General features: G+C 53.7%; 24 protein-coding genes. 5 read left to right on the top strand and 19 right to left on the bottom strand.

Translation table 11 applies throughout. The features are described 5' to 3' along the window. Window positions 1-3 precede the first annotated feature (3 nt). Window positions 4-1,389, top strand: a complete 1,386-nt coding sequence (gspE, locus tag NNO04_RS00450) for a type II secretion system protein GspE (RefSeq protein WP_271442987.1) — start codon at window positions 4-6, stop codon at window positions 1,387-1,389. Further along, window positions 1,379-2,578 carry a protein transport protein HofC gene (gene hofC / locus NNO04_RS00455; RefSeq protein WP_271442988.1) on the top strand — a complete coding sequence of 400 codons (1,200 nt, stop codon included), beginning with the start codon at window positions 1,379-1,381 and terminating at the stop codon, window positions 2,576-2,578. Before gspE ends, hofC begins: the two co-directional genes overlap by 11 nt. A 38-nt stretch (window positions 2,579-2,616) precedes the next feature. Here the strand turns inward: hofC and NNO04_RS00460 are convergent, their stop codons facing one another. Next, window positions 2,617-3,660, bottom strand: coding sequence for a GMP reductase (locus NNO04_RS00460; protein ID WP_271442989.1), 1,044 nt, complete (start codon window positions 3,658-3,660; stop codon window positions 2,617-2,619). A gap of 226 nt (window positions 3,661-3,886) precedes the next feature. On the opposite strand from NNO04_RS00460, the gene coaE reads away from it, so the two are divergent. From coaE to yacG, 3 genes are read left to right on the top strand one after another with little or no spacing between them, the layout of a single operon-like run. Continuing rightward, on the top strand, window positions 3,887-4,507 hold the full coding sequence (gene coaE, locus NNO04_RS00465) for a dephospho-CoA kinase (RefSeq protein WP_271442990.1): 621 nt from the start codon (window positions 3,887-3,889) through the stop codon (window positions 4,505-4,507). Further along, window positions 4,507-5,250, top strand: coding sequence for a cell division protein ZapD (gene zapD, locus NNO04_RS00470; protein WP_271442991.1), 744 nt, complete (start codon window positions 4,507-4,509; stop codon window positions 5,248-5,250). The genes coaE and zapD overlap by 1 nt, the downstream gene beginning before the upstream one ends. Before the next feature lie 22 nt (window positions 5,251-5,272). Then, window positions 5,273-5,467 (top strand): DNA gyrase inhibitor YacG, encoded by a 195-nt coding sequence (gene yacG, locus NNO04_RS00475; protein WP_162381029.1) that lies wholly within the window; start codon window positions 5,273-5,275, stop codon window positions 5,465-5,467. A 63-nt stretch (window positions 5,468-5,530) separates the two neighbouring features. Here yacG and mutT read toward each other — a convergent pair whose 3' ends face one another. The 18 genes from mutT to rsmH all read right to left on the bottom strand — a co-directional run bounded on the left by mutT (window position 5,531) and on the right by rsmH (window position 26,926). Beyond that, window positions 5,531-5,923, bottom strand: coding sequence for an 8-oxo-dGTP diphosphatase MutT (gene mutT / locus NNO04_RS00480; protein ID WP_271442992.1), 393 nt, complete (start codon window positions 5,921-5,923; stop codon window positions 5,531-5,533). 59 nt (window positions 5,924-5,982) lie between these two features. Next, entirely contained in the window at window positions 5,983-8,688 is a 2,706-nt protein-coding gene (gene secA, locus NNO04_RS00485) for a preprotein translocase subunit SecA (protein WP_271442993.1), read from the bottom strand. Between the two features lie 65 nt (window positions 8,689-8,753). Next, window positions 8,754-9,260: a secA translation cis-regulator SecM gene (gene secM, locus NNO04_RS00490; RefSeq protein ID WP_271442994.1), complete on the bottom strand. Its 507-nt coding sequence runs from the start codon at window positions 9,258-9,260 to the stop codon at window positions 8,754-8,756. A gap of 282 nt (window positions 9,261-9,542) precedes the next feature. Continuing rightward, the gene (gene lpxC / locus NNO04_RS00495; RefSeq protein WP_162381022.1) at window positions 9,543-10,460 is read right to left on the bottom strand and encodes a UDP-3-O-acyl-N-acetylglucosamine deacetylase; all 918 of its coding nucleotides are present in this window, start codon (window positions 10,458-10,460) and stop codon (window positions 9,543-9,545) included. Between the two features lie 100 nt (window positions 10,461-10,560). Further along, window positions 10,561-11,712 carry a cell division protein FtsZ gene (gene ftsZ, locus NNO04_RS00500; RefSeq protein ID WP_003018753.1) on the bottom strand — a complete coding sequence of 384 codons (1,152 nt, stop codon included), beginning with the start codon at window positions 11,710-11,712 and terminating at the stop codon, window positions 10,561-10,563. 61 nt (window positions 11,713-11,773) lie between these two features. After that, window positions 11,774-13,036 (bottom strand): cell division protein FtsA, encoded by a 1,263-nt coding sequence (gene ftsA, locus NNO04_RS00505; RefSeq protein WP_192611085.1) that lies wholly within the window; start codon window positions 13,034-13,036, stop codon window positions 11,774-11,776. Beyond that, on the bottom strand, window positions 13,033-13,863 hold the full coding sequence (ftsQ, locus tag NNO04_RS00510; RefSeq protein WP_162381018.1) for a cell division protein FtsQ: 831 nt from the start codon (window positions 13,861-13,863) through the stop codon (window positions 13,033-13,035). The genes ftsA and ftsQ overlap by 4 nt, the downstream gene beginning before the upstream one ends. Window position 13,864: 1 nt before the next feature. Further along, window positions 13,865-14,785, bottom strand: a complete 921-nt coding sequence (locus NNO04_RS00515; RefSeq protein WP_271442995.1) for a D-alanine--D-alanine ligase — start codon at window positions 14,783-14,785, stop codon at window positions 13,865-13,867. Next, a complete protein-coding gene (gene murC / locus NNO04_RS00520) occupies window positions 14,778-16,253 on the bottom strand; it encodes a UDP-N-acetylmuramate--L-alanine ligase (protein WP_271442996.1) in 1,476 nt (491 codons plus the stop codon). Before murC ends, NNO04_RS00515 begins: the two co-directional genes overlap by 8 nt. Before the next feature lie 55 nt (window positions 16,254-16,308). Beyond that, on the bottom strand, window positions 16,309-17,376 hold the full coding sequence (gene murG, locus NNO04_RS00525; RefSeq protein ID WP_271442997.1) for an undecaprenyldiphospho-muramoylpentapeptide beta-N-acetylglucosaminyltransferase: 1,068 nt from the start codon (window positions 17,374-17,376) through the stop codon (window positions 16,309-16,311). After that, window positions 17,373-18,617: a cell division protein FtsW gene (gene ftsW / locus NNO04_RS00530; RefSeq protein ID WP_271442998.1), complete on the bottom strand. Its 1,245-nt coding sequence runs from the start codon at window positions 18,615-18,617 to the stop codon at window positions 17,373-17,375. Before ftsW ends, murG begins: the two co-directional genes overlap by 4 nt. Beyond that, window positions 18,617-19,933 (bottom strand): UDP-N-acetylmuramoyl-L-alanine--D-glutamate ligase, encoded by a 1,317-nt coding sequence (gene murD, locus NNO04_RS00535; RefSeq protein ID WP_271442999.1) that lies wholly within the window; start codon window positions 19,931-19,933, stop codon window positions 18,617-18,619. The genes ftsW and murD overlap by 1 nt, the downstream gene beginning before the upstream one ends. Window positions 19,934-19,935: 2 nt before the next feature. Then, the gene (mraY, locus tag NNO04_RS00540; RefSeq protein WP_271443000.1) at window positions 19,936-21,018 is read right to left on the bottom strand and encodes a phospho-N-acetylmuramoyl-pentapeptide-transferase; all 1,083 of its coding nucleotides are present in this window, start codon (window positions 21,016-21,018) and stop codon (window positions 19,936-19,938) included. Further along, window positions 21,012-22,370: a UDP-N-acetylmuramoyl-tripeptide--D-alanyl-D-alanine ligase gene (gene murF / locus NNO04_RS00545; RefSeq protein WP_271443001.1), complete on the bottom strand. Its 1,359-nt coding sequence runs from the start codon at window positions 22,368-22,370 to the stop codon at window positions 21,012-21,014. Before murF ends, mraY begins: the two co-directional genes overlap by 7 nt. Next, a complete protein-coding gene (gene murE, locus NNO04_RS00550; RefSeq protein WP_271443002.1) occupies window positions 22,367-23,854 on the bottom strand; it encodes a UDP-N-acetylmuramoyl-L-alanyl-D-glutamate--2,6-diaminopimelate ligase in 1,488 nt (495 codons plus the stop codon). Before murE ends, murF begins: the two co-directional genes overlap by 4 nt. Beyond that, on the bottom strand, window positions 23,841-25,607 hold the full coding sequence (gene ftsI, locus NNO04_RS00555) for a peptidoglycan glycosyltransferase FtsI (RefSeq protein ID WP_271443003.1): 1,767 nt from the start codon (window positions 25,605-25,607) through the stop codon (window positions 23,841-23,843). The genes murE and ftsI overlap by 14 nt, the downstream gene beginning before the upstream one ends. Before the next feature lie 15 nt (window positions 25,608-25,622). Further along, the gene (ftsL, locus tag NNO04_RS00560) at window positions 25,623-25,988 is read right to left on the bottom strand and encodes a cell division protein FtsL (RefSeq protein WP_162380998.1); all 366 of its coding nucleotides are present in this window, start codon (window positions 25,986-25,988) and stop codon (window positions 25,623-25,625) included. Further along, window positions 25,985-26,926 carry a 16S rRNA (cytosine(1402)-N(4))-methyltransferase RsmH gene (rsmH, locus tag NNO04_RS00565; RefSeq protein ID WP_271443041.1) on the bottom strand — a complete coding sequence of 314 codons (942 nt, stop codon included), beginning with the start codon at window positions 26,924-26,926 and terminating at the stop codon, window positions 25,985-25,987. The genes ftsL and rsmH overlap by 4 nt, the downstream gene beginning before the upstream one ends. Between the last annotated feature and the right edge of the window lies 1 nt (window position 26,927).

Raw genomic sequence — 26,927 nt, forward strand, 5'->3', positions numbered from 1 at the left:
ACAATGAACGACGCACAACTTCGGGCCTTGTGCCAGCGCCATCAGGCCATACTCATCAGTGTGGATAGCGATACTGTCCATATCGCTGTGGTCGATTCGCCCTCTCAGGAATTGTTGGATGCTCTGCGGTTCGCAACGCAAAAACGGATCGATCTCGTGTGCTGGACCCAACAACAAATGGAAAGCCATCTGCACCAACCTCGCCAGGCGCCCTCGACAGCTATCCCGGAAAACAGCCTCACCGCTGCCGGATTGCTGCATCAGACCTTACAGGCGGCACTGGCAAAACGCGCCTCTGATATTCACATTGAGCCGACTGAAAACCATTACCGAATCAGACTGCGCGTGGACGGCGTGCTACACGCCTTGCCGAACATTTCGTCAGACACGGGGACTGCGCTGACTGCAAGACTGAAAGTGCTGGGGAATCTGGACATTGCGGAACATCGCCTCCCACAGGATGGGCAGTTCACCATCGAATTAACCGGGAGCGCAGTCTCATTTCGCATCGCCACGCTTCCCTGTCGGGGCGGAGAGAAAGTGGTGCTCCGCCTGCTACACCAGGTCCATCAGGCGCTGGACATAAAAATGCTGGGGATGCAGGAACTCCAGTTAACCGAATTCATACAGGCGCTACAGCAACCACAGGGGCTGGTATTGGTCACAGGCCCGACCGGGAGCGGAAAAACCGTCACACTCTACAGCGCATTGCAAACACGCAACATGCCAGACCTTAACCTCTGTAGCGTAGAAGATCCGGTCGAAATCCCCATTGAAGGTCTTAACCAGACACAAATTCACCCTCGTGCGGGTCTCACCTTCCAGGGTGTATTACGTGCGTTGCTGCGCCAGGATCCCGATATCATCATGGTTGGGGAAATCCGCGACGGAGAAACGGCGGAAATTGCTATTAAAGCGGCGCAAACCGGCCATTTGGTGCTCTCTACGCTGCATACCAACTCAACCATTGAAACATTGGTCCGTTTGCAGCAAATGGGCGTGGCGCGCTGGATGCTTTCCTCTGCGCTGACGCTGGTGGTTGCACAGCGTCTGGTGCGAAAACTGTGCCCGCACTGTCGGCATATCACTGGAGATTCCATCGTACTCCCAGCCACACTATGGCCCACGTGGCTACCGCGCTGGCAGGCGCCCGGTTGCGAAAATTGTCACCACGGGTTTTATGGGCGCACGGCACTGTTCGAAGTTCTGCCCATAACGCCAGCGCTCAGGCAACTCATCGCTAATGGAACCGACATTGAAACACTTGAATCCCATGCTCAGCAGGCCGGTATGCGTTCGCTTTTTGCCAATGGCTGCCAGGCCGTTGAACAAGGATTAACAACATTTGAAGAGTTGATCCGTGTACTGGGTATGCCTCATGGTAGCTAAACAACTCTGGCGTTGGCAGGGCCTTAACGACGAAGGCGTCTGTGCAGACGGCACGTTGTGGGCTGAAAACCGGGTATTACTGCTTATCGCTCTGGCACAGCAGCACATTACACCGCTTCGTGTCAGGCGTATCGGCGTGAAAACCGCACAATGGCGTGCAGAGAAAACGGCAGAACTTATCTACCAGCTGGCAACACTCCTCAAAGCAGGATTGACACTTTCTGAAGGGCTAACATTACTTGCCGGGCAACATCCCAGTGGGCAATGGCGAGCATTGTTACATGTTCTGGCTCACGACCTGGAACAGGGAATACCGTTTTCCAGCGCGCTGTCGCAATGGTCAAATGTCTTTCCCCCGCTCTATCAGGCGATGATTCGTACTGGAGAACTAACAGGTAAGCTTGATGAATGCTGTTTTGAACTCGCTCGCCAGCAGAAGGCGCAGCAGCTACTTACGGAAAAAGTGAAAAAAGCACTGCGCTATCCCAACATCATTTTAACCATGGCGGTACTGGTCGTTCTCGCCATGCTGCACTTTGTTCTGCCGGAATTTGCTGCCATCTATAAAACGTTCAATACACCACTACCCACGTTGACGCGAGGGGTTATGACATTCGCTGATTTTACGGCGTCCTCAGGATGGCTACTGACATTGCTTTGCATCGTGTTAGCGATAGCAAATACGATGCTACGACGAAAACCATCCTGGCAGATCGTGCGCCAGCGCCTTCTGCTTCGAACCCCGGTGATTGGTCGTCTGGCGCGGGGGCAGAAACTCACTCAAATATTTACCATTCTGGCGCTGACGCAAAGTGCGGGTATCACGTTTTTACAAGGACTGGAGAGCGTAAGAGAAACGATAGTATGCCCCTGGTGGTCGCAACAGCTGCTGCAAATACAGAACGACATTACCGCAGGGCACCCCATCTGGCTGGCGTTCAAAAATGCCGGAGAATTTAGTCCTTTATGTCTGCAACTGGTGAGAACCGGAGAAGCCTCTGGATCGCTGGATACGATGCTGCATAACCTTGCCCGACATCACAGTGAAAATACGCTCTCGCTGGCAGATAACCTGGCGGCACTGCTGGAACCCACGCTGTTGGTGGTAACCGGGTTAATTATAGGAACGCTGGTGGTGGCAATGTATTTGCCTATTTTCCATCTCGGGGATGCAATGAGTGGAGGGTAGTGCGAAGCTGGCGCGGAACACCGCGCCAGCACAAGCGATTACAGGCTATTGAAAACGCGGTTTTCTTGTTCCTGAACGCGAATAAAGGTGGTGCGCTTGGTCAGCTCTTTCAGACGGGATGCCCCAACATAAGTACAGGCAGAACGCAAACCGCCAAGGATATCACGCGCGGTGTTTTCAACCGGACCACGCAGCGGCAGCTTAACGGTTTTCCCCTCTGCGGCACGGTATTGCGCAACGCCACCTACGTGGCGAGTCATTGCAGACTCTGAGCTCATACCGTAGAACAGCATGAACTTCTCGCCGTTCTCTTCAACAATTCTCCCGCCGCTTTCTTCATGACCCGCCAGCATTCCGCCCAGCATCACAAAGTCCGCGCCACCGCCAAAGGCTTTGGCAACATCGCCTGGCATCGTACAACCGCCATCGCTGACAATCATGCCGCCCAGACCATGTGCCGCATCAGCACATTCAATCACAGCAGAAAGCTGCGGATAGCCAACGCCAGTTTTCACACGGGTGGTGCATACAGAGCCAGGGCCAATCCCGACCTTCACGATATCCGCGCCGGAAAGCACCAGTTCTTCACACATTTCACCGGTGACCACATTACCTGCACAGATGGTTTTTGTTGGCCATGCTTCACGCGCTTTCGCCACAAACTGTACGAAATGTTCAGAGTAACCGTTTGCCACATCAATACAGACAAAGTTCAGCGCCGGGTTCAGGGCCAGAATCTGTTTCGTTTTTTCAAAATCAGCATCAGAAGTCCCGGTAGAGACCATCACGTGCTTAATCACATCTGCAGATGCTTCGCTGACAAACGCGCTCCAGTCTTCAACGGAGTAGTGCTTGTGGACAGCGGTCAGAATATCGAAAGAGGCCAAAGCGGCAGCCATCGAAAATGTGCCAACGGTGTCCATATTCGCCGCAATAACCGGGACGCCAGACCAGGTCTGACCGGAGTGTTTAAAGGTAAATTCACGTTCCAGTTCAACATCGGAACGACTTTTGAGAGTAGAACGCTTAGGGCGGATAAGAACGTCTTTGAAACCTAATTTCAGATCTTCTTCGATACGCATGTGCGGATTCCTGGGGTTAATGGCTATGAGAATGAGAGCACAACTCCAGTGACGCTATCATACGCACTAATCATGGCTTCGCAAGACTGCGAAATTCTCTTTTTTTACGCTACAATCCCATAAATTTACCTGGCGAACAGTGGGCAAACCCCGCAACAACCTCGCCTTCGCATGTTTAACTTTTAACCATTTGATTATCAAAATCAATTTCCCGGGATCAAATTATATGAGGTATACGGTAGCCTTAACGGGCGGCATCGGCAGTGGTAAAAGCACCGTTGCAAATGCATTTGCTGACCTCGGAATTAACGTAATTGATGCAGATATTATAGCTCGCCAGGTGGTTGAACCCGGTCAACCCGCCCTAAGCGCGATTGCGGAACATTTTGGTTCAGGCGTTATCGCTGCGGACGGTTCGTTGCAACGGCGGGTGTTGCGTGAACGCATATTTGCTGCACCAGAAGAGAAATCCTGGCTAAATGGCTTGCTGCACCCGCTCATTCAGCAGGAAACCCAGCGGCAATTTCAGCAAACCACATCACCTTACGTGCTTTGGGTGGTGCCGCTGCTGGTTGAGAATGCGCTCTACAAAAAGGCCGATCGCGTGCTCGTAGTCGATGTCACTCCGGAGACGCAGCGCCTTAGAACCATGCAACGCGATGATGTGACGCGTGAGCATGTTGAACAAATTCTGGCTGCCCAGGCGACGCGTGAAGCGCGTCTTGCCGTGGCGGATGATGTTATTGATAATAACGGCGCACCGGATGCCATCGCATCGGATGTCGCACGCCTGCACGCGCACTATTTACAACTTGCGTCGCAGTTTGTCTCACAGGAAAAACCGTAATGCACACCCAGGTCCTTTTTGAACACCCTCTCAATGAGAAGATGCGTACATGGTTGCGCATTGAGTTTCTAATTCAACAACTCTCCGTCAAGCTCCCTATTGCAGATCATGCTGGAGCACTGCATTTCTTCCGTAATATCGGTGACTTGCTGGACGTGTTTGAGCGCGGCGAAGTGCGCACAGAACTTCTCAAAGAGCTTGAACGCCAGCAGCGTAAGCTTAAGGCCTGGATGGAAGTGCCTGGTGTTGATCAAAGTCGAATCGATGCCCTGCGCCAGCAATTAAAAACGGCTGGCGGCATTTTGATTTCAGCGCCACGAATTGGGCAGGAGCTGCGTGAAGATCGCCTCATCGCTCTGGTGCGCCAGCGTCTGAGCATTCCAGGTGGCTGCTGCAGTTTTGATCTGCCAACGCTGCACATCTGGCTGCATCTGCCGCAATCGCACCGCGATGCCCAGGTTGAAACATGGCTTACGAGCCTGAATCCACTGAATCAGGCATTGACGCTGATCCTGGATCTGATCCGAAATTCAGCCCCCTTCCGTAAGCAAACCAGCCTGAATGGTTTCTATCAGGATAACGGTGACGATGCAGACCTGTTGCGCCTACAACTGACGCTGGACTCACAGCTTTATCCGCAAATTTCAGGGCACAAAAGCCGTTTTGCGATCCGTTTTATGCCGCTGGACAGTGAAAATGGCCTGGTTCCTGAACGCCTGGACTTTGAGCTGGCATGTTGTTAAGAAGTGAGTTTAAGGAGCGAAAATGTCTGAACAAACCATCGTAAACTGCCCAACCTGCGGTAAAAATGTTGTCTGGGGCGAAATCAGTCCATTCCGTCCATTCTGTTCCAAACGCTGTCAGTTGATCGATTTAGGGGAATGGGCAGCCGAAGAAAAACGTATTCCCAGTTCAGGCGATCTGTCAGAGAGTGATGACTGGAGTGAAGAACAGCGGTAAATCTGCTGCTGATCCGTCGGGCGGCGCTGCTGGATGGCGACAGCGCCTTATCCGGCCTACGGACTATATATTCTGCTTTAACTTCGCAATCACGGGTTCATTTGCCGGTGGAAAATCTTTCGCATCCAGCTCGCTCTGGGCAATCCACTGACCGGGTTGTCCTTCCCTTCCCCACGGCTCCCCTTCCCAGCTTTCGACCAGCCAGAACCAGAGGGTGATATGCCGATCCGGGAACTTGTATTCCAGCGTATCAAATAACGTCGCATCTTGAGGCGTAATACCGACCTCTTCCTGGAGTTCACGAATCAGCGCCTGTTCCGGCGTTTCGCCCAACTCAATTTTCCCACCAGGAAATTCCAGTTTATTCGCCATATGGGCATCAGCGGCACGCTGGGTAATAAAAATTTCGTTCTGCGGGTTACGAATTATCCCGACGGCGATTTGCAGAATCTTCATTTTCTCTCGTCCATAAAAAAGGCGCAGATATCTGCGCCTTTATCGTTTTTATTCAGACCTTAGCTCAGACGACCATGGCACTGTTTGTATTTTTTACCGGAACCGCAAGGGCATGGATCGTTACGCCCCACTTTACGGTCGCCCGTTTGCGCAGCCAGCTCTTCTGCCACTGCGGAATCATCACCTTTATGGCTAAGCTGTTGCATTTGCGCCAAACGCTCAGCTTCTTCACGACGCTGCTGTTCCATGGCTTCAACCTCTTCCGGCATGCGAACCTGAACTTTGCTCAGCGTACTGATCACTTCGTATTTCAGTGACTCCAGCATAGAAGCAAACATGGAGAAAGATTCACGTTTATATTCCTGCTTCGGATCTTTCTGCGCATAGCCACGCAGGTGGATACCCTGACGCAAGTAATCCATTGCCGCCAGGTGCTCTTTCCACAGCGAATCGAGCGTTTGCAGCATAACGCCCTTCTCGAAGTGGCGCATCATTTCTGCACCGACAACCTCTTCTTTGCGCTGATAAACTTCGATAGCATGCGCCAGGATACGTTCACGCAACGTTTCTTCGTGCAGTTCAGGCTCTTTATCCAGCCACTCTGAAATCGGCATGTCGAGATCAAAATCGTTTTTCAGGCGTTCCTGCAGCCCAGGGACATCCCACATCTCTTCCAGCGACTGCGGCGGAATATAGGCATCGATGGTGACTTTGAACACATCTTCGCGGATGCTGTTGATGGTTTCGCTTACGTCGGTCACATCCAGCAGTTCGTTACGCTGGGTATAGATAGCACGACGCTGATCGTTCGCCACATCATCATATTCCAGCAGTTGCTTACGAATATCGAAGTTACGGCTTTCTACTTTACGCTGAGCGTTAGCAATCGCTTTGGTCACCCACGGGTGCTCAATGGCCTCACCCGGTTTCATGCCGAGTTTGCGCATCATTCCTGAAACACGGTCAGAGGCGAAAATACGCATCAGCGCATCTTCCATCGACAGATAGAAACGGGAAGAACCGGCGTCGCCCTGACGACCAGAACGGCCACGAAGCTGGTTATCGATACGACGAGATTCGTGACGTTCGGTACCAATGATGTGTAAACCGCCCGATGCCAGCACCGCATCATGACGTACCTGCCAGTCTGCTTTAATCTTCGCAATCTGCTCCGGTGTTGGATTTTCCAGCTCAGCCACTTCAGCCTGCCAGCTCCCCCCCAGCACGATATCGGTACCACGACCCGCCATGTTAGTCGCGATGGTCACTGCCGCTGGGTAACCCGCTTGTGCAACGATCGCCGCTTCGTTGGCGTGGAATTTGGCGTTCAGAACGTTATGTTTGATACCCGCTTTCACCAGCTCGTTAGAAACCACCTCGGATTTCTCGATAGAGATAGTACCGACCAGCACTGGCTGACCATTCGCAGTACGCTCTTTGATATCGTCAATAATCGCCTGAATTTTTTCCGCTTCCGTCATGTAGACCAGGTCCGGCATGTCTTTACGGATCATTGGACGGTTGGTCGGAACCACAACGGTATCCAGCTTGTAGATAGAGCTAAATTCAAATGCTTCGGTATCTGCTGTACCGGTCATACCGGCCAGTTTCTCGTACAGACGGAAGTAGTTCTGGAAAGTAATGGAAGCCAGCGTCTGGTTTTCATTCTGGATATCCACGCCTTCTTTTGCTTCAACGGCCTGGTGCAAACCGTCAGACCAGCGACGCCCCTGCATGGTACGACCGGTATGTTCGTCAACGATGATGACTTCGCCATCTTTCACGATGTAGTCGACGTCGCGGGTGAACAGCACGTGCGCGCGCAGCGCCGCGGTGACGTGGTGCATCAGCATAATGTTGCCCGGCGAGTACAACGACTCACCTTCATCCATGATGCCTTCATTCACCAGCAGTTCTTCGATCAGCACCAGACCACGTTCGGTCAGGTTCACCTGACGGGCTTTCTCATCGACAGAGAAATGGCCTTCGCCCTGGAAAGTGTCGGAGTCTTCTTTCTCCTGGCGCACCAGGCGCGGAATGATTTTGTTCACTTTCTTATACATTTCCGAGCTGTCTTCAGCCGGACCAGAAATGATAAGCGGTGTACGTGCTTCATCGATCAGGATGGAGTCCACCTCATCCACCAGCGCGTAGTGCAGTTTACGCTGAACGCGTTCTTCAGGGCTGAACGCCATGTTGTCGCGCAGATAGTCAAAGCCGTATTCGTTGTTAGTACCGTAAGTGATGTCCGCCGCGTATGCTTCACGTTTTGCAGGCGCAGGCAGGCCAGACATGTTGATGCCGACGCTCATACCGAGGAATTCAAACAGTGGGCGGTTATTTTCGGCGTCACGCTGTGCCAGGTAGTCGTTCACGGTCACCACATGCACACCTTTACCGCTTAATGCGTTCAGGTAGGCAGGCAGCGTTGCGGTCAGGGTTTTACCTTCACCGGTACGCATTTCCGCGATGCAGCGATCGTTAAGAACCATGCCGCCTAACAACTGAACGTCAAAGTGGCGCATCCCGAAGACACGTTTACTGGCTTCACGGACGACCGCAAAGGCTTCCGGAATCAGGCTTTCCAGAGTTTCGCCTTTTTCCAGACGTGCACGAAACTCTGCCGTTTTCGCTTTCAGTTCGTCATCGGAGAGTTTTTCCATCTCCGGTTCCATGGCATTAATCACGCCGACCACTTTGCGCATGCGACGTAACGTACGATCGTTACGACTACCGAATACTTTCGTTAATAATTTGATTAGCATAATAATAAAATCTCAAACGCCCCGCGAAGCGAAGTCATAAAAATGAATTAAAGGTTTTTTTGTTGTTAGCTGAGGCGTTGAGGACCGGCACGTATTCCTTGCGCCTGGCTAATCCAGACGGAAACGTTAAATACAGCCTGAGGCGTAAAATGGGCGTACGCCAGATGACGCACGATTTCAGGCGGCTGGCCTTCCTGAGTCAGCATAGCGCTGAGCGTATTCAGTAAAGCAAGATGATGCGCCTGAAGCGGTAACGGTTCTTCAGCAACGGGTAGCGCTTGCGGCGCCATTGCGAAGGAAAGATGGCGAATAACCGTCCGAATCGCATGCTGGTGCCAGTAATCGACGGTAAAATTCGGACGGCGGTTGGTCGCTTCCAGCAACGCAAGCTGGCTAAAATTTACTTTCGCAGATTGATCGTGATTGCTGGCTGTCGCTTTTGCTGGCGTATTAGGCTCGGCAGCGTTACTGAGAGCGGGCAGACCAAAACTCGCCGCGACCATCCCCAATAAGAGATGCGGCCAGAAGTACCGTCTGCCTAACTGTCGCCAGCGCGTCAGTATTCCACTCACGTCATTGCCACCTTAAAAGCCCGATAATCGAGTTTATGCTTTCTAAACGTTATTTTTGCGCACAAATCTTATCACTAATACCGCTGTACTACAGCAGGAATGACAAAAAGCTAAGGGTAAAAATGCTTAAGAAAGCAGCGAACGCGCTGCATTTCGATTCAGCAACACATAAAAATCGCATCAGAAAAAATGGCGGGCACGCTACAAAAAAAAACGACTGGCTTACCTGGCCGGAGAGAGTGCCAGATTAACCAGTCGAATTTATGCGACAGGGTGTGTCGTTTATGCCAGTACAGTCGAAGGCGCTTTGAAAGCCAACGGCAGTTCTGCGTCGTCCTGGAAGGTCACAAATTCCCAGGCTTCCTGTTTAGCCAGGACTGCCTGCAGCAGTTTGTTATTCAGCGCATGACCGGATTTATACGCGGTAAATGCACCGATAATGTTGTGACCACACATGAACAAATCACCGATAGCATCAAGCATTTTGTGACGAACAAATTCATCTTCAAAACGCAGGCCGTCTTCATTCAATACGCGATAATCGTCAACAACGATGGCACAATCGAAGCTGCCGCCCAGGCACAAACCACGAGACTGCAGATATTCGATATCACGCATGAAGCCGAAAGTACGCGCACGGCTGATCTGGCGCATGAACGCGTCCGCAGAGAAGTTCATTGCATAGCGCTGTGTACTGGAGTCGATCGCCGGATGGTTAAAGTCGATGGTAAAATCCAACGTAAAACCATTGTACGGCTTGAACTCAGCCCACTTATCACCATCTTCGACACGAACAGTCTCTTTGATGCGTACAAATTTCTTGGCGCTTTTCAGTTCTTCGATACCTGCATCAAGCAGCAGGTAGACGAACGGAGCGGCACTGCCATCCATGATCGGGATTTCCGGAGCATTGACTTCGATAACAATGTTATCGATGCCCAGGCCCGCCAGAGCAGCGTTAAGGTGCTCAACGGTTGAAATCCGTACATCATGCTCATTAACCAGACACGTACAGAGCATGGTATCACGCACAGATTTGGCATCGGCCGGGAAATCTACCGGTGGATTCAAGTCGGTGCGACGATAGATGACCCCGGTGTTGGCCGGCGCAGGGCGTAATGTCAGGGTGACTTTTTTGCCGGTATGTAAACCGACGCCAGTCGCCTGAACGATACGTTTAAGTGTCCTTTGTTTGATCATCGTATAATCTCGCCAAATTACCTATCCAACCGAAGTGTACTATACATTCGGCGGGCCAGTTTAGCACAAAGAGCCACGATACCCAAATTCCAGCTAATTCTTAGTCAGCTTGCTTGCGCAGGAACGCAGGGATATCGAGATAATCCGGCTCTTTAGTGGTTTGCGGCGTGTTGTCGTTCACCACTTTAGCGACCGGTTTTTGCTCTTGCGTTAACGGCGCCATGCCGTGCTGCTGGTAGCGATCCATCACTGGCTGCTGCACCTGCTTATTGGTGACCAGGGTGATTTCCGGACGTTTGTCCATACCAATTCCAGTGGCAACAACGGTAACGCGCAGTTCGTCATTCATATCCGGGTCAAGAGACGTACCGATAACCACGGTTGCATTATCCGAAGCAAATGCACGGATGGTGTTACCCACGGTTTCAAACTCATCCAGACGCAGATCGAAGCCCGCCGTAATGTTGACCAGTACGCCGCGAGCGCCAGACAGGTCGATATCTTCCAGCAGCGGAGAAGAGATAGCCATTTCAGCCGCTTCTTCCGCACGGTCTTCACCGCTCGCCACGCCGGAACCCATCATCGCATAGCCCATTTCGGACATCACGGTGCGTACGTCTGCAAAGTCGACGTTCATCAGGCCGGGACGGGTGATCAGCTCTGCGATACCCTGTACCGCGCCTTTCAGCACGTCGTTTGCTGCGCCAAATGCGTCCAGCAGGGAGATACCGCGCCCCAGCACTTTCAGCAGTTTGTCGTTCGGGATAGTGATCAGAGAGTCCACATGTTTGGACAGCTCAGTAATACCCTGCTCCGCAAATGCCATACGCTTCTTGCCTTCAAAATTGAAAGGCTTAGTCACGACAGCGACGGTCAGAATACCTAAATCTTTTGCGACTTCAGCAACCACTGGCGCTGCACCGGTACCGGTACCGCCACCCATGCCTGCTGCAATAAACACCATGTCTGCCCCGTCAAGCGCTGCACGCAGTGCTTCACGATCTTCGTCAGCCGCATTGCGACCCACTTCCGGGTTTGCCCCCGCCCCCAGACCTTTGGTAATACCGCTACCGATCTGAATGGTCTGGCCAACAGCAGTTTTACGCAACGCCTGAGCGTCGGTATTGACTGCGAAGAATTCAACACCTTCAATGCGCTCGCGCACCATGTGTTCAACGGCATTACCGCCGCCGCCGCCGACGCCGATGACTTTAATCACCGCGTCGTTGGTCAGTTCCATAGGTTCAAACATAGTTTCTCTCCGTTTTGTGCCTGTCGCCTGAGACCGTTAATCTTCTCCGGTCTCATAAAAATTAAAACTCTTTTCGCAGCCAGCTATTAAGTCGCTTGATCCACGAGCCAACTGAAGCCGTAACACGTTTTTCTACTTCTGCTTCACCACTCAAATGGGACTCTTTCCCGTAGTGAAGCAACCCCACCGCCGTTGAATAATACGGCTCCTGAGCATAATCCGTCAGTCCGGTGATATTCAACGGCGCACCAATACGCACCTGCGTATGGAACACGCGCTGGGCGCAGGCTGCAAGACCTTCAATTTGCGCCGCACCACCGGTTAACACAATCCCCGCCGCCAGATGATGTTTCACACCTTGCTGGCGAAGCTGTTCTTGTAATTGCAGTATCTCTTCGTTGACCAGATTGAGCAGTTCGGTATAACGCGGCTCAATGACCTCTGCGAGCGTCTGACGCTGCAGACTGCGCGGCGGTCGACCACCCACGCTGGGTACTTCCACGCTCTCGTCTTTCCCAACGATGGAGCCTAACGCACACCCGTGGCGCACCTTAATGGCTTCGGCGTCGCTCGGCGGCGTACCAAAGGCATAGGCGATATCACTGGTCACTACGTTCCCTGCGTAAGGTATTACTTTGGTATGGCGCAACGCCCCGCCAGTATAAACGGCGATATCCATTGTACCACCACCAATATCCACTACGCAGACGCCCAATTCACGTTCATCTTCCGTCAACACGGAATAACTGGCTGCCAGTCCCGCAAATATCAATTGGTCAACTTTCAGACCACAACGTTCCACGGCCTTAACAATGTTTTTCGCCATATCGTTGTGGCACGTAATCAAATGCACTTTTGCCTGCATGCGCACGCCGGAAAGACCGACAGGATTTTTGATGCCTTCCTGGTAGTCAATCGCGTACTCTTGCGGAATAACGTGCAGAACACGATGTTCGTCACGAACACGAACCGACTTTGCGGTGTGCACTACGTTTTCCACATCTTCCTGCGTCACTTCCTCTTCGGAGATCGGCACCATGCCGATTTCATTCTGACAGCTAATATGCTTCCCAGAAAGCGCCAGATACACCGAGGAGATCTGGCAATCCGCCATCAGTTCAGCCTGGTCAATGGCGCGCTGTACGCACTTTACCACTGACTCAAGGTCGTTCACTCCGCCTTTATCCATACCGCGCGACGGGCAACTGCCCACGCCAATGATATTGACTATACCATCGGGCAGAACTTCCCCTACTAAAGCGGCTACCTTCGCGGTGCCAATCTCCAGTCCAACTACCAGTTTTCTGTCCGTCGCCTTGATCATTGTTGTTCTGCCTGTGCCTGATTCTGTTGCTGATTAGATTCCTCAGGAGGTAAGGGAACCCACCCTACTGCCGCTCCTGAGTCATAACGCAAATCAACGTAGCTAATCCGTTTGCCATCGGTTTGCGCCTGCTGCTGTAAAACCGGATAAAGTTCTACAAAGCGAGCCAAACGTTTCATGGTGTCGCCCCGACCCAGATTGAGCTTAATATCGTTATTCAGCGTCAACTGCCAGGAACGACGAGCGGTCATTGCCGCTTCCTTCAGGGTGAATCTATCCTTAGCCAGCACCTGCCCCATTTCACGGTACCCTTGCAACACTTCACTCGCGCTGCCTTCCGGTCCGTACAACATGGGTAAAACCTGCTTGCTGGTCCGATCGGTTGGCACACTGAAGGCATTACCTTCCGCATCCACCATATGCTGATCATTCCAACGCGCAATCGGCACATATTCAACCAGATGAATCTTCAATTCATCAGGCCACTGTTTTCTGACACTCGCCTGTTTAATCCACGGCAAACGTTCAATCTGACTCTGAATGATGTTCACGTCCTGGGTCATAAAGGTTCCAGGCGCCCCGAGAGCCAGAATTGACTGTCGGATATCATCATTGCGCGTGTAATGCCGATCGCCGGTCAGCACCAGTTTCGACAAGGGTAAACGTTGAGCGTCTTCCATCCAGCCCAACACCACCCAGCCGCTGACAAACACGGTACACAACACTGTCAGCAGGAAAAGAATACCTGCAAGACGCGTTCCATTACTGCGGCGTGAAGATGAGAGCTCTTCTTCACTGTTTCGCGTGTTCAGTGCAGCCTGCGACATATCAGTCCGCCAACTCCAGAATTCGTACCACCAACTGCGAGAAGCTCATGCCCGCCTGACGTGCCGCCATAGGCACCAGACTGTGGCTGGTCATACCCGGAGAGGTATTGGCTTCCAGCAGATAAAACTGGCCATCGCTGTCCTTCATGACATCAATACGGCCCCAACCTTTGCAGCCCAGCGCGGTCCACGCTTTCAGGACTAATGCCTGCAACGCGGCCTCTTGATCCACTTCCAGACCAGCAGGACAGAAATATTGTGTCTCATCAGACAGATACTTCGCCTCATAATCATAGAAGGTTCCGGCGGGTTGGATACGAATTGACGGTAAAATTTCTTCACCGAGCATCGCTACCGTAAATTCTGGGCCGCTGAGCCATTTTTCAATCAATACTTCTTCATCATGATGAAAAGCCAATGCTAATGCGTTTTGCAAAGCATTTTGTTCTTCAACTTTCGACATTCCCACGCTGGAGCCTTCTCGGCTCGGCTTCACAATCAGCGGTAAACCCAGTGCGGAAATTTGCGCCATGACGTCATCGCTAAGCCCTTTTTCGAACTCAGCGCGCGTTAACGCCACCCACGGCGCGACCGGTAGTCCAGCCCCTTGCCACAGCAATTTGCTGCGCAGTTTATCCATTGAAATAGCAGATGCCATCACGCCACTACCGGTGTACGGCAGGTCGATCAGATCCAGCATCCCTTGCAAAGTGCCATCTTCACCACCGCGCCCGTGCAGCGCAATGAACACCTTTTGAAAACCCATCGATTTCAGAAGGGTGATGTCAACCTCTTGCGGATCCACTGGATGCGCATCCACGCCGCCTTCGCGTAATCCAGCCAACACGGCTGCGCCGGAGTTCAGCGAAACCTCACGTTCAGCGGAGGTTCCCCCCAACAAGACCGCAATCTTATCAGCCATGTTGCTCTTCCTCCTGAGTTTGAGGCTTCAGTTTGATTTCAGCTAAGGAACGTGCAATTTTGCCGATATTTCCCGCCCCCTGCACCAGAATCAAATCGTTGCCGGTTAATACTGGAGCCAGCATTTCCGCCACCTGAGCAGGATCAGACACCAGAATCGGGTCAATCTTGCCGCGTCCACGAATGGTACGGCACAGTGAGCGGCTATCCGCACCAGGGATCGGTGTCTCTCCCGCCGCATAAACGTCCAGCATCAGTAGCGTATCCACCTGAGTCAATACGTTGGCGAAGTCATCGTACAGATCGCGCGTACGCGTGAAACGGTGCGGCTGGAACAGCATAACCAGATTTTTGTCCGGCCAGCCCGCGCGCGCAGCTTTGATGGTCGCGTCAACTTCCGTTGGATGATGGCCGTAATCATCGACCAGCATTGCCGTACCGGCTTTACCGTTTACCGGCTCAAGCGGGAACTCACCAAGAACATCAAAACGGCGTCCTGTTCCCTGGAAGCTCTCCAGCGCACGCAGGATTGCCTCGTCTTCAATGTCCTCTTCCGTTGCCACCGCCACGGCCGCTGCCGCATTTAGCGCATTATGGCGACCCGGCGCATTCAGCGTCACGCGAAGCTGCGGTTTGTCCTGGCGAAGAAGCGTGAAGTGTCCCTGCGGACCAATCTGCTGATAGTCTTCAATACGCACATCCGCGTCATCGCTAAAGCCGTAGGTCGTGGTCTGACGCCCCACTCGCGGCAACAGCTCACGGATCACTGGGTCATCAACGCACATCACTGCACGACCATAAAACGGCAAATTGTGCAGAAAATTAATGAACGTCTGCTTTAAATTTTCGAAGTCGCCCTGGTAGGTATCCATATGGTCCGCTTCGATGTTGGTGACAATCGCCACCATCGGCTGCAGATGTAGGAACGACGCGTCGCTCTCATCTGCTTCAGCAATCAGATAACGACTGTGGCCAAGACGCGCATGGACGCCCGCCGCTTTGACCAGACCACCGTTTACAAAGGTCGGATCCAGACCCGCTTCGGCATAAATACTGGAAACCATTGCCGTGGTTGTGGTTTTGCCATGTGTCCCGGCAATGGCGATTCCGTGACGAAAACGCATTAATTCCGCCAGCATCTCTGCACGACGAATCACCGGAATGCGCGCTTCATGCGCGGCGACAATCTCCGGGTTATCCGCTGAAATAGCACTGGAAACAACCACTACGCTCGCGTCACGGACGTTCTCCGGGCGATGGTTAAAAAAGATAGTAGCGCCCAGACTCGTTAACTGTTGCGTAACCGGATTCGGCGCCAAATCGGAACCACTGATCTGATACCCTTCATTGGCCAAAACTTCGGCAATACCGCCCATACCAGCACCACCGATGCCGACAAAGTGAATGTGCCGAACACGACGCATTTCAGGCACGATGGAACGCAGTTTCGCCAATTGTTGTGTATTCATTCTTTACGCCATTAACTTCGAAATTTCATGCGATGCAAAAAAGGCACCGCCACAATTACACCCGGGCAGCCCGGCTCACTTCATTTGCGACTCGTTCTGTGGCATCAGGAATCGATGCCGCGCGAGCGCGCTCTGCCATGGTGAGTAACGTTTCTCGCGACCACCCGGAAAGAGTGCTGGCGACGGCATCCACGGTAAACTGTGGCTGCTCGAGAATTTTGGCTGCGCCCGCTTTTTCCAGCGGCAGCGCATTCCAGTACTGCTGTCTGTCTTTATGTTGAAAGGGCACAAACAGCGCAGGTAAACCCGCGGCAGCAATCTCGCTCACCGTTAATGCGCCCGAACGGCAAACCACCACATCCGCCCACGCATACGCGCCAGCCATGTCGTCGATAAACTCTGTCACCTTATGCTGCGGTTGCCCCGCCTGTGCATAAGCGTGTTCAACCGTCTGCTGTGCGCCTTTACCACTCTGATGCCAGATCGTTACCGCATCGCCAAGTTTTGCGGCAACCTGCGGGAGCGTCTGATTAAGGACGCGAGCGCCCTGAGAACCACCTACCACCAGCAGACGAATCGGGCCTTCACGCCCCGCCAAACGCTCCTGCGGAAGAGGCAGCGCCAGCACGTCCGTACGCACCGGATTCCCCACCACTTCCGCGTTCGGGAAAGCGCCAGGAAAAGCCTGCATAACCGTGGTCGCGATCTTCGCCAACCATTTATTGGTCAAACCGGCAATACCGTTCTGCTCATGCAGCACCACCGGGATCCCTAAAGACCAGGCGGCAAGGCCGCCGGGACCGGAAACATAACCACCCATACCCAGCACCACGTCGGGTTTGAACTGTTGCATGATGGCGCGCGCCTGACGCCAGGCGTTAAAAATACGCAGCGGGGCGGCAAGCAATGCCTTGATCCCCTTGCCACGCAAACCGGAGATACGAATGAAGTCAATCTCAATGCCATGCTTTGGCACTAAATCCGCTTCCATACGATCGGCGGTACCCAGCCAGCGAACCTGCCAGCCCTGGGCCATTAAATGGTGAGCAACGGCCAACCCCGGGAACACATGTCCGCCGGTACCGCCTGCCATCACCATTAACCGCTTCGGTTGACCACTCATCGTGAACCTCGTGTAAACGCCTGCGCTTTTTCCAGACGCGTTTCATAATCAATACGTAACAAAAACATGATGGCTGTCGACATAATCAACAAACTCGAACCACCATAGCTGATCAGCGGCAGCGTCAGACCTTTGGTCGGCAGCATACCGGCAGCCGCGCCAACGTTGACAAGTGCCTGGAAACTAAACCAGATACCGATAGAACAGGCGAGAAAACCGGAAAAACGGTGGTCTATCTCCAGCGCTTTACGCCCGATCGACATCGCACGAAAAGCGACGAAGAATACCATTAAAAGCGCCAATACCACACCGATATAACCCAGTTCTTCCCCAATAATGGCGAAGATAAAGTCGGTATGCGCCTCCGGCAAGTACTCCAGTTTTTGGACCGAATTGCCCAGTCCTTGCCCCCAGACTTCACCGCGACCAAATGCCATCAGCGATTGCGTCAACTGGTAACCACTGCCAAAGGGGTCTTCCCATGGGTTCCAGAAAGAGGTCACACGGCGGATACGATAAGGCTCGGCGAGGATCAGCAAAACAACCGCCGATATCCCCATCCCGATGATGGCAATGAACTGCCACAGCTTCGCCCCGGCAAGAAACAGCATTGCCAGCGTGGTCACAAATAACACCACCACCGTACCGAGGTCAGGCTGCGCCAGCAAAAGCACCGCCAGCACCAGGATCACGCCCATCGGTTTTAAAAAGCCGCGCAGGTTATTACGTACCTCATCGACCTTACGCACCAGGTAGTTCGCGAGGTAGCAGAACAGCGACAGCTTGGTGAACTCCGCAGGCTGAATACGCAGTGGCCCCAGAGCAATCCAACGCGATGCCCCGTTAACAGAACTCCCCACCACCAGTACGATCAGCAACATGATGATCGACGCAATCAGCATCGTGGTGCTGTACTTTTGCCAGAACTCCATCGGCAAACGCAGCGTGATCAACCCCAGGCAAAATGCCAGGAAGATATACAGCGCATCACGCTTGGCAAACAGGAACGGATCGTTCGCCAGTCGTTGCCCGACGGGCATTGACGCTGACGTCACCATCACGAAACCAATTGCCGCAAGTCCCAGGGTTAACCACAACAACATGCGGTCGTACATAATCAGGCTGTCTGCGTCTTTCTCACGCGAAGCCATCACCCAGCCCTTAAGCGCAGCAAAGCCCCTTGCCAGGAGTCCAAATCCCGGCAGGCGCGGCATTCTCAGGCGAGGGAGAGAGAAACGCATCAACCCAACTCCTTCGCCAGGCGGGTAAATTCATCACCCCGCTGCTCAAAATTCTTGAACTGATCGAGGCTGGCGCAGGCTGGTGACAAAAGCACCATATCACCCGGCTTCACGCGCGGCGCGATCAGCCGCATCGCCTCTTCCATCGTTTCCGTCTGTTCAGCGACGTCCGGACGCAGTGCCGCCAGTTGCGCGCCATCGCGGCCAAAGCAGTACAGACGAACACGATCGCCGTTCAAATAACGCGCCAGCGATGAAAAATCGGCTGATTTACCATCTCCACCGAGCAGCAGATGCAGCGTGCCATCGACATGCAGACCATTCAGCGCCGCTTCAGTACTGCCTACATTGGTCGCTTTAGAATCGTTGATCCAGCGAACGCCGTTATGCTCCAACGCCAACTGGAAGCGATGCGCAAGACCGGTAAACGTCGTTAACGCTTTCAGGCTGCTCGCTCGCGGTAATCCTGCTGCGTCAGCCAGCGCCAGCGCCGCCAGCGCGTTGGTATAGTTATGCTGGCCGGAAAGCTTCATCTCTTTCACGTTCAGCACTTTCTCTCCCTTCACTCGCAGCCAGGTTTCGCCCTGCTGGCGGTTAAGGTGATAGTCACCCATATTGACGCCAAAACTCACGCAGCGCTCATCCGCGCCGCGTACTGGCATGGTAAGCGCATCATCTGCATTGACTACGCACACTTTCGCATTCTCGTACACGCGCAGTTTCGCCGCGCGATACTGTTGAAGACCAAATGGATATCTGTCCATATGGTCTTCCGTCACGTTGAGAATCGTTGCGGCGACGGCCTGCAGGCTGGACGTGGTTTCCAGTTGGAAACTGGACAGTTCAAGCACATAGAGTTCGCGATCGTCATCCAACAGCATCAGGGCCGGCAGACCGATATTGCCGCCCACCCCGACGTTAACGCCCGCCGCTTTCGCCATTTCGCCGACCAGCGTCGTTACCGTACTTTTACCGTTCGACCCGGTGATGGCCACCACGGGAGCTTGCGCTTCGCGGCAGAACAGCTCAATGTCTCCGACAATTTCAATGCCCGCATCGGCAGCGGCACGTAATGAGGGGTGTGCAAGGGCAATACCAGGGCTGGCAACCACCAGATCCGCCGCCAACAGCCACTCGTCGTTCAGACTGCCAACGTGACGTTCAACCGCTTCAGGTAATTTATCCAGTCCCGGCGGCGTCGCCCGGGTATCCATCACACGCGGCGTCACGCCACGCGCCAGGAAAAAGTCCACGCAAGAAAGTCCGGTTAATCCCAGACCAATGATGACGACATTTTTACCCTGGTAATCAGCCATGATTAACGTACCTTCAGCGTTGCCAGGCCAATCAGCACCAGCATCAGCGAAATAATCCAGAAGCGCACAATGACGCGCGGCTCCGGCCAGCCTTTCAGTTCATAGTGATGATGAATCGGCGCCATGCGGAAAATACGTTGTCCGCGCAGCTTAAAGGAGCCGACCTGCAGGATGACCGACAGGGTTTCTACCACAAACACCCCGCCCATAATCACCAACAGGAATTCCTGGCGCAGCAGCACGGCGATAATCCCGAGCGCGCCACCCAGCGCCAGTGAACCGACATCACCCATAAAGACCTGCGCCGGATAGGTGTTAAACCACAGAAAACCTAATCCCGCGCCGACAATCGCCGTACAGACGATCACCAGTTCACCGGCATGGCGTAAATAGGGAATGTGCAGATAGTTGGCGAAATTCATGTTACCGGTCGCCCACGCCACCAGCGCAAAACCAGCCGCAACAAACACGGTTGGCATAATCGCCAGACCATCAAGACCATCTGTCAGGTTAACCGCGTTGCCCGTCCCCACAATCACGAAGTACGCCAGCAGAACGTAGAAAAGCCCCAACTGAGGCATCACGTCTTTAAAGAACGGCACCACCAGTTGAGTGGCTGGCGTATCTTTGCCCGCCAGATAGAGGGCAAATGCCACGCCTAATGCAATGACGGACATCCAGAAATACTTCCAGCGCGCAATCAGGCCTTTCGTATCTTTGCGTACCACTTTGCGATAGTCATCGACAAAACCAATAATGCCGTAGCCAACCAGCACGACCAGCACACACCAGACATACGGGTTAGACGGATAAGCCCACAGCAGCACAGAAACGACAATCGCGGTCAGAATCATAATGCCGCCCATGGTCGGCGTACCGCGTTTGCTGAAATGCGACTCCGGACCGTCGTTACGCACAACCTGGCCAAAAGACAATTTTTGTAAACGGGCAATCATGCGCGGGCCCATCCACAAAGAGATGAACAGCGCAGTCAGCAGGCTGACGATGGCGCGAAACGTCAGATACGAAAAGACGTTAAAGCCGGAATAATATTTGACCAAATGTTCGGCCAGCCAAACTAACATGTCCCATTCTCCTGTAATGCGCGTACTACCTCTTCCATGGCGGCACTACGTGAACCTTTCACTAAAACAGTCATTGTCTGATGCTCTGCAACCAGCGCCTTAAGACGCGCCACCAACGCAGGTTTGTCAGCAAAATGCTCGCCGACGCCGCTGGCGTTACTGATGGCCTGACTCAGTTTCCCTGTACTCAATACACAATCGATATCTGCCGCTTTCGCCGCCTCACCAACCTGCACATGGCACGCTTCGCTTTCCGCCCCCAGTTCCGCCATATCGCCAACCACCAACACACGGAAGCCAGGCATTTCAGAAAGAACCTGTACGGCGGCGGTCATCGACCCCACATTGGCGTTGTAGGAGTCATCAAGCAGCAGCTGGTTTTCGGCCAGTTGGATTGGGAACAAACGGCCAGGTACGGCAGTCAGGTTAGCCAGCCCCGCTTTGATAGCCTCGAGCGGCGCGCCAACCGCCATCGACAGCGCGCTTGCAGCGAGGGCGTTGGCGATGTTGTGGCGACCAGGTAACGGCAGCAGCACATCAATGCAGCCCATTGGCGTTTGCAGAGAAAACGCCGTACCGTGCAACGTCACGTGGATATTGGTTGCCGTAAAATCACTGTTGGCGGCATTGGGCGAAAAGCGCCAGACGGTGCGTTCGCCAATGATGCTCTGCCAGTTCAGCCAGTCATTGTTATCGGCATTGATGATGGCAATGCCATTTTCCTGCAGACCGGTAAAGATTTCGCCTTTGGCTTTCGCCACGCCCGCCAGCGAACCGAACCCTTCCAGATGCGCAGCCGCGAGATTGTTCACCAGCGCCGCTTCCGGACGCGTCAAACCGACGGTCCAGGCAATTTCACCCTGGTGGTTAGCGCCTAATTCAATCACCGCATAGTCATAATCATGATTCAGACGTAGCAGGGTCATCGGCACGCCGATGTCGTTATTCAGATTGCCAGCGGTGTATAAAGTGTTTCCGCACTGGCTCAGAATGGCCGCGGTCATCTCTTTAACCGATGTTTTACCGGATGAACCGGTTAACGCCACCACGCGAGCCGGAACCTGCGCGCGTACCCACGCCGCCAGTTCGCCAAACGCCAGACGTGTGTCTTTGACAATCAGTTGTGGAAGGGAGATATCCAACGGACGGCTGACCAGCAACGCCCCTGCTCCGCCCACTTTCGCTTTCTCGGCAAAATCGTGGGCGTCGAAACGTTCGCCTTTCAGCGCCACAAACAGGCAGCCCGGCGTCAATTTACGTGTATCGGTCGTTACCGCATCCAGCGTCAAATCGGCACCTTGCAACTCGCCGTGCAGAATCTCAGCCAGTTGGCTGAGCGTTACGCTAATCATGCGATAACCCCCAGCAGACGCGCGGCGGTCACACGGTCGGAATAGTCGAGACGCTGGGAGCCGACGATCTGGTAATCTTCATGGCCCTTACCCGCGATCAGTACAACGTCGTCTTCTTTCGCCTGCATAATGGCGTTGGTAACCGCTTCGGCGCGGCCTTCCATCACCTTCGCATGCCCGGCATCCAGCATTCCGGCAAGAATATCGTTGATAATGGCGCGCGGCTCTTCAGTACGCGGATTGTCGTCAGTCACCACGGCCACATCAGCAAATTGTTCAGCAATCGCGCCCATTAACGGACGTTTGCCTTTATCGCGATCGCCGCCGCAGCCGAAGACACACCACAGTTTGCCGGCGCAATGCAGGCGTGCCGCTTCGAGCGCTTTTTCCAGCGCATCTGGCGTATGGGCATAGTCAACCACAACGGTCGGTTTACCCGGCGCACTAAAGACTTCCATTCGGCCGCAAACGGGTTGCAGGCGGGAGGCTGTTTTCAACAGCTCTGCCAACGGATAGCCCAACGCCAGCAGCGTAGCCAGCGCCAGCAGCAGGTTGCTGACGTTAAACGCGCCCATCAGGCGACTTTCAATCTCGCCTTCGCCCCAGGTGGAATCAAAGCGGATGGTTGCGCCGCTGTCGTGATAATTCACCTCAACCGCTTTCAACCAACGACCATGACAGTTTGGGTTGATATGGTCTTCCATCGAAACAGCAACAGCGTCTGGCAGTTTCGCCAGCCAGCGACGGCCCACGTCGTCATCGGCATTCACAATCGCCTGGCCGCAGTGATGCGTGGAATAAAGCAGCCATTTGGCGGCTTCGTAATGTTCCATATCACCGTGATAGTCGAGGTGATCACGGCTTAAATTTGTAAAGACTGACGCTGCAAATTTCAGCGCTGCGACGCGGTGTTGCACCAGGCCGTGAGACGAAACTTCCATCGCGCCGAGTGTCGCGCCCTGTTCTACCAGTCCCGCCAGCACATGCTGGATATCAACCGCTGAACCAGTGGTATTTTCCGTCGGGATCACTTTGCCCAGCAGACCATTACCTACCGTTCCCATCACCGCGCTGGTTTCGCCGAGCAATTGGCTCCATTGCGCCAGCAGTTGAGTGGTCGTGGTTTTACCGTTCGTTCCGGTCACGCCCACCAAACGCATTCTTTCTGAGGGTTCGTGATAGAAACGACCAGCCAGTGCAGATAAACGCTCGTTGAGCTGGCTAAGATAGATGACCGGAACGCCGTGCATTTCACGGATCTCACCGTCTGTCGCCTCATCTTTTGCCTCTGCAATAATGGCAGCCACACCTTGCGCTATCGCCTGCGGGATATATCGACGCCCGTCCGCCTGATGACCTTTCACTGCCACAAAGAGATCGCCCGATGCAGCCACACGGCTGTCGAGTGTCATCTCCCGCAGAGCTCGCTCCGGTGCGCCCGGCACCCATGGAGCAAGAAGGTCGCGCAAATTACGATCTGCCACCTGTTCCCTCGCCTTGATTAATTACGAATTCACTTTTCTCGCCCGTTGCCAGTGCGTCCGGTTCGATGTTCATGGTGCGCAGTACGCCGCCCATGATGGCACCAAAGACCGGCGCGGAAACGGCGCCGCCATAGTATTTACCCGCCTGCGGATCGTTGATAACAACAACCAGCGCAAAGCGCGGCTGACTCGCAGGCGCAACGCCTGCGGTATAAGCAATGTATTTATTGATGTAGCGCCCGTCCGGCCCCACTTTTTTCGCCGTACCGGTTTTAATGGCGATGCGATACCCTTTGATCGCGGCTTTTACGCCACCGCCGCCCGGTAACGCCACGCTCTCCATCATGTGCACGACGGTACGAACGGTAGATTCCGGGAAGATACGCTCGCCCGGAACGGGCGGGTCAACTTTGGTAATTGAGAGCGGGCGATAGACGCCATAGCTGCCAATCGTTGCATAGACTCGCGCTAACTGTAACGGCGTTACCATTAGCCCGTAGCCGAAAGAGAAGGTGGCCCTCTCTATGTCAGACCACCGTTGTTTTTGAGGATATAAGCCACTGCGTTCTCCGACCAACCCCAAATTGGTCGCTTTTCCCAGCCCAAAACGTGAGTAAGTATCTACTAACGCTGAGGACGGCATCGCTAACGCCAGCTTAGAAACACCGACGTTACTCGACTTCTGTAAAACCCCGGTCAGGGTCAGTTCGCTGTAACGCGCCACGTCTTTGATTTCGTGACCGTTAATTCGGTAGGGAATAGTGTTGAGTACGGTATTTTCACGCACGACCCCGCGTTGTAGCGCGGTCATCACTACCATCGGTTTGACGGTTGAACCCGGTTCAAACACATCGGTAATGGTACGGTTACGCATAACATCTTTCTGCGTGCCGGTCAGGTTGTTCGGGTTGTAAGACGGGCTGTTGGCCATCGCCAGCACTTCACCGGTGTTCACATCCACCAGCACGGCGCTGCCCGACTCCGCCTTGTTAAAGGCAACGGCGTTATTCAGTTCGCGATACACCAGCGCCTGTAAGCGTTCATCAATGCTCAACGCCAGGTTATGCGCCGCCTGGCTGTCGGTAGAAGAGATATCCTCAATGACGCGACCATAGCGATCTTTACGCACAATACGTTCGCCCGGCTGACCTGTAAGCCACTTATCAAAGCTTTTTTCAACGCCTTCAATACCCTGACTGTCGACGTTGGTAAAACCAATGAGGTGAGCGGTCACTTCTCCGGAAGGATAGTAACGGCGGGATTCTTCACGCAGATGAATACCAGGAAGCTTCAGTTTTTTGATGTAATCGCCAAGATCCGGGTTTACCTGACGCGCCAGATAAATAAAGCGGCCTCTTGGATTCGCGTTAACGCGCGCTGCCAGTTGATCGAGCGGCATTTTCAACGCGTCAGCCAGCGCTTTCCATCGATTATCCAGCGTAATACCGCCTGCATCATGCAGCTCTTTCGGATCGGCCCAAATCGCTTTTACCGGGACACTCACTGCCAGCGGGCGACCAGAGCGGTCGGTTATCATACCGCGTGATGTTGCGACTTCCTGCACACGCAGAGAACGCATGTCCCCCTGGCGCACCAGCATATCCGGAGCGATGATTTGCAGCCAGGCCGCGCGACCCAACAGAAAAACCAGTGCCAGTAAAATGCAGCCGCACAGCAACGCAAAACGCCAACTGATAAAGTTGGCCTGTTCTTCCTGACGTTTTGGTTTGAGCGTTTTTGCCGCTGCTTTCATGCGTCGCGTTTATCCTTATTTTTGCACTACGATATTTTCTTGTGAGGGATCAACATGCTGCATCTGCAGTTTTTCCGTTGCGATCCGTTCCACCCGGCTATGATCTCCGAGCGCATTCTCTTCAAGGATCAGGTTGCGCCATTCGATATCCAACGCATCCCGCTCCAGAACCAATTGTTCACGCTGCGCGGTCAATAGTCGCGTGTGATGCGCCGTGGTGACGACAGTCACCGCGGTCAAAATGATGCAAATGAACAGGCAGAGTGGCAGCTTCCCGAACCGCAAAAGATCGTCACCGATCACGCCAGGCAAAGCATGGCGCTCGTTGCTTCCTATTGATCCCTTAACTTTGCTGAGGGCATCTGTCACTCTGCTGATCATGCGTTCGTCCTCTCTGCAATTCGCAGAACTGAACTACGGGCACGTGGATTCTCTGCCACCTCTTCTTCACCCGGCATCAACTTGCCTAACGCTCGCAACTCGCGGCCACCCAGTTTTTTGAGCTGTTCTTCCGTCATCGGCAATCCTGCTGGTACTTGCGGGCCGCGACTTTGCTCACGCATAAAGCGCTTCACAATACGGTCTTCCAGCGAGTGGAAACTGATGATGGAAAGTCGCCCACCTGGGGCCAGCACGCTAAGCGAGCTTTTTAGCGCCTGCTCTATCTCCTCCAGTTCACTGTTCACCCAAATGCGCACCGCCTGGAAGGTACGGGTCGCGGGATGTTTGTGTTTGTCCTTCACCGGCGTCGCTGCCGCAATCACTTCTGCGAGCTCTTTGGTACGCGTCATCGGTTCAATGCGGTTACGCTCAACAATGGCGCGGGCAATGCGTTTACCAAAACGCTCTTCGCCAAAGGTTTTGATCACCCAGGCGATGTCCGCTTCTTCAGCCGTTTGCAGCCATTCGGCGGCAGACTGACCACGCGTTGGGTCCATTCGCATATCCAACGGACCATCACGCATGAAGGAAAAGCCGCGCTCGGCATCATCAAGTTGCGGAGATGAGACGCCAAGATCGAGAAGAATCCCGTCGATCTTGCCCGTCAGTTCACGCTCGGCAACATATTCAGCCAGCGCAGAGAAAGGTCCATGAATGATGGAGAAGCGAGGATCATTGATGGTTTGGGCAACGGCAATAGCCTGCGGGTCGCGATCGATTGCCAGTAAACGTCCGTTCTCGCCAAGTTGCGAAAGGATCAGACGTGAATGACCACCGCGACCAAATGTCCCATCAATGTAAATGCCGTCAGGACGAATGTTCAGACCGTTTACGGCCTCGTCCAGCAGCACCGTTGTATGTTTAAAATTTTCCATCATC

It is taken from the genome of Citrobacter sp. Awk 4 (assembly GCF_028069725.1).
In the GTDB taxonomy this organism is placed as follows: Bacteria; Pseudomonadota; Gammaproteobacteria; order Enterobacterales; family Enterobacteriaceae; genus Citrobacter_D.

What these genes read in the sequence shown, in the direction of transcription:
- gspE (WP_271442987.1), top strand. Translation starts at nt 4, where the DNA reads ATGAACGACGCACAACTTCGGGCCTTGTGCCAGCGCCATCAGGCCATA.
- hofC (WP_271442988.1), top strand. Translation starts at nt 1,379, where the DNA reads ATGGTAGCTAAACAACTCTGGCGTTGGCAGGGCCTTAACGACGAAGGC.
- NNO04_RS00460 (WP_271442989.1), bottom strand. Translation starts at nt 3,660, where the DNA reads ATGCGTATCGAAGAAGATCTGAAATTAGGTTTCAAAGACGTTCTTATC.
- coaE (WP_271442990.1), top strand. Translation starts at nt 3,887, where the DNA reads ATGAGGTATACGGTAGCCTTAACGGGCGGCATCGGCAGTGGTAAAAGC.
- zapD (WP_271442991.1), top strand. Translation starts at nt 4,507, where the DNA reads ATGCACACCCAGGTCCTTTTTGAACACCCTCTCAATGAGAAGATGCGT.
- yacG (WP_162381029.1), top strand. Translation starts at nt 5,273, where the DNA reads ATGTCTGAACAAACCATCGTAAACTGCCCAACCTGCGGTAAAAATGTT.
- mutT (WP_271442992.1), bottom strand. Translation starts at nt 5,923, where the DNA reads ATGAAGATTCTGCAAATCGCCGTCGGGATAATTCGTAACCCGCAGAAC.
- secA (WP_271442993.1), bottom strand. Translation starts at nt 8,688, where the DNA reads ATGCTAATCAAATTATTAACGAAAGTATTCGGTAGTCGTAACGATCGT.
- lpxC (WP_162381022.1), bottom strand. Translation starts at nt 10,460, where the DNA reads ATGATCAAACAAAGGACACTTAAACGTATCGTTCAGGCGACTGGCGTC.
- ftsZ (WP_003018753.1), bottom strand. Translation starts at nt 11,712, where the DNA reads ATGTTTGAACCTATGGAACTGACCAACGACGCGGTGATTAAAGTCATC.
- ftsA (WP_192611085.1), bottom strand. Translation starts at nt 13,036, where the DNA reads ATGATCAAGGCGACGGACAGAAAACTGGTAGTTGGACTGGAGATTGGC.
- ftsQ (WP_162381018.1), bottom strand. Translation starts at nt 13,863, where the DNA reads ATGTCGCAGGCTGCACTGAACACGCGAAACAGTGAAGAAGAGCTCTCA.
- NNO04_RS00515 (WP_271442995.1), bottom strand. Translation starts at nt 14,785, where the DNA reads ATGGCTGATAAGATTGCGGTCTTGTTGGGGGGAACCTCCGCTGAACGT.
- murC (WP_271442996.1), bottom strand. Translation starts at nt 16,253, where the DNA reads ATGAATACACAACAATTGGCGAAACTGCGTTCCATCGTGCCTGAAATG.
- murG (WP_271442997.1), bottom strand. Translation starts at nt 17,376, where the DNA reads ATGAGTGGTCAACCGAAGCGGTTAATGGTGATGGCAGGCGGTACCGGC.
- ftsW (WP_271442998.1), bottom strand. Translation starts at nt 18,617, where the DNA reads ATGCGTTTCTCTCTCCCTCGCCTGAGAATGCCGCGCCTGCCGGGATTT.
- murD (WP_271442999.1), bottom strand. Translation starts at nt 19,933, where the DNA reads ATGGCTGATTACCAGGGTAAAAATGTCGTCATCATTGGTCTGGGATTA.
- mraY (WP_271443000.1), bottom strand. Translation starts at nt 21,018, where the DNA reads ATGTTAGTTTGGCTGGCCGAACATTTGGTCAAATATTATTCCGGCTTT.
- murF (WP_271443001.1), bottom strand. Translation starts at nt 22,370, where the DNA reads ATGATTAGCGTAACGCTCAGCCAACTGGCTGAGATTCTGCACGGCGAG.
- ftsI (WP_271443003.1), bottom strand. Translation starts at nt 25,607, where the DNA reads ATGAAAGCAGCGGCAAAAACGCTCAAACCAAAACGTCAGGAAGAACAG.
- ftsL (WP_162380998.1), bottom strand. Translation starts at nt 25,988, where the DNA reads ATGATCAGCAGAGTGACAGATGCCCTCAGCAAAGTTAAGGGATCAATA.
- rsmH (WP_271443041.1), bottom strand. Translation starts at nt 26,926, where the DNA reads ATGATGGAAAATTTTAAACATACAACGGTGCTGCTGGACGAGGCCGTA.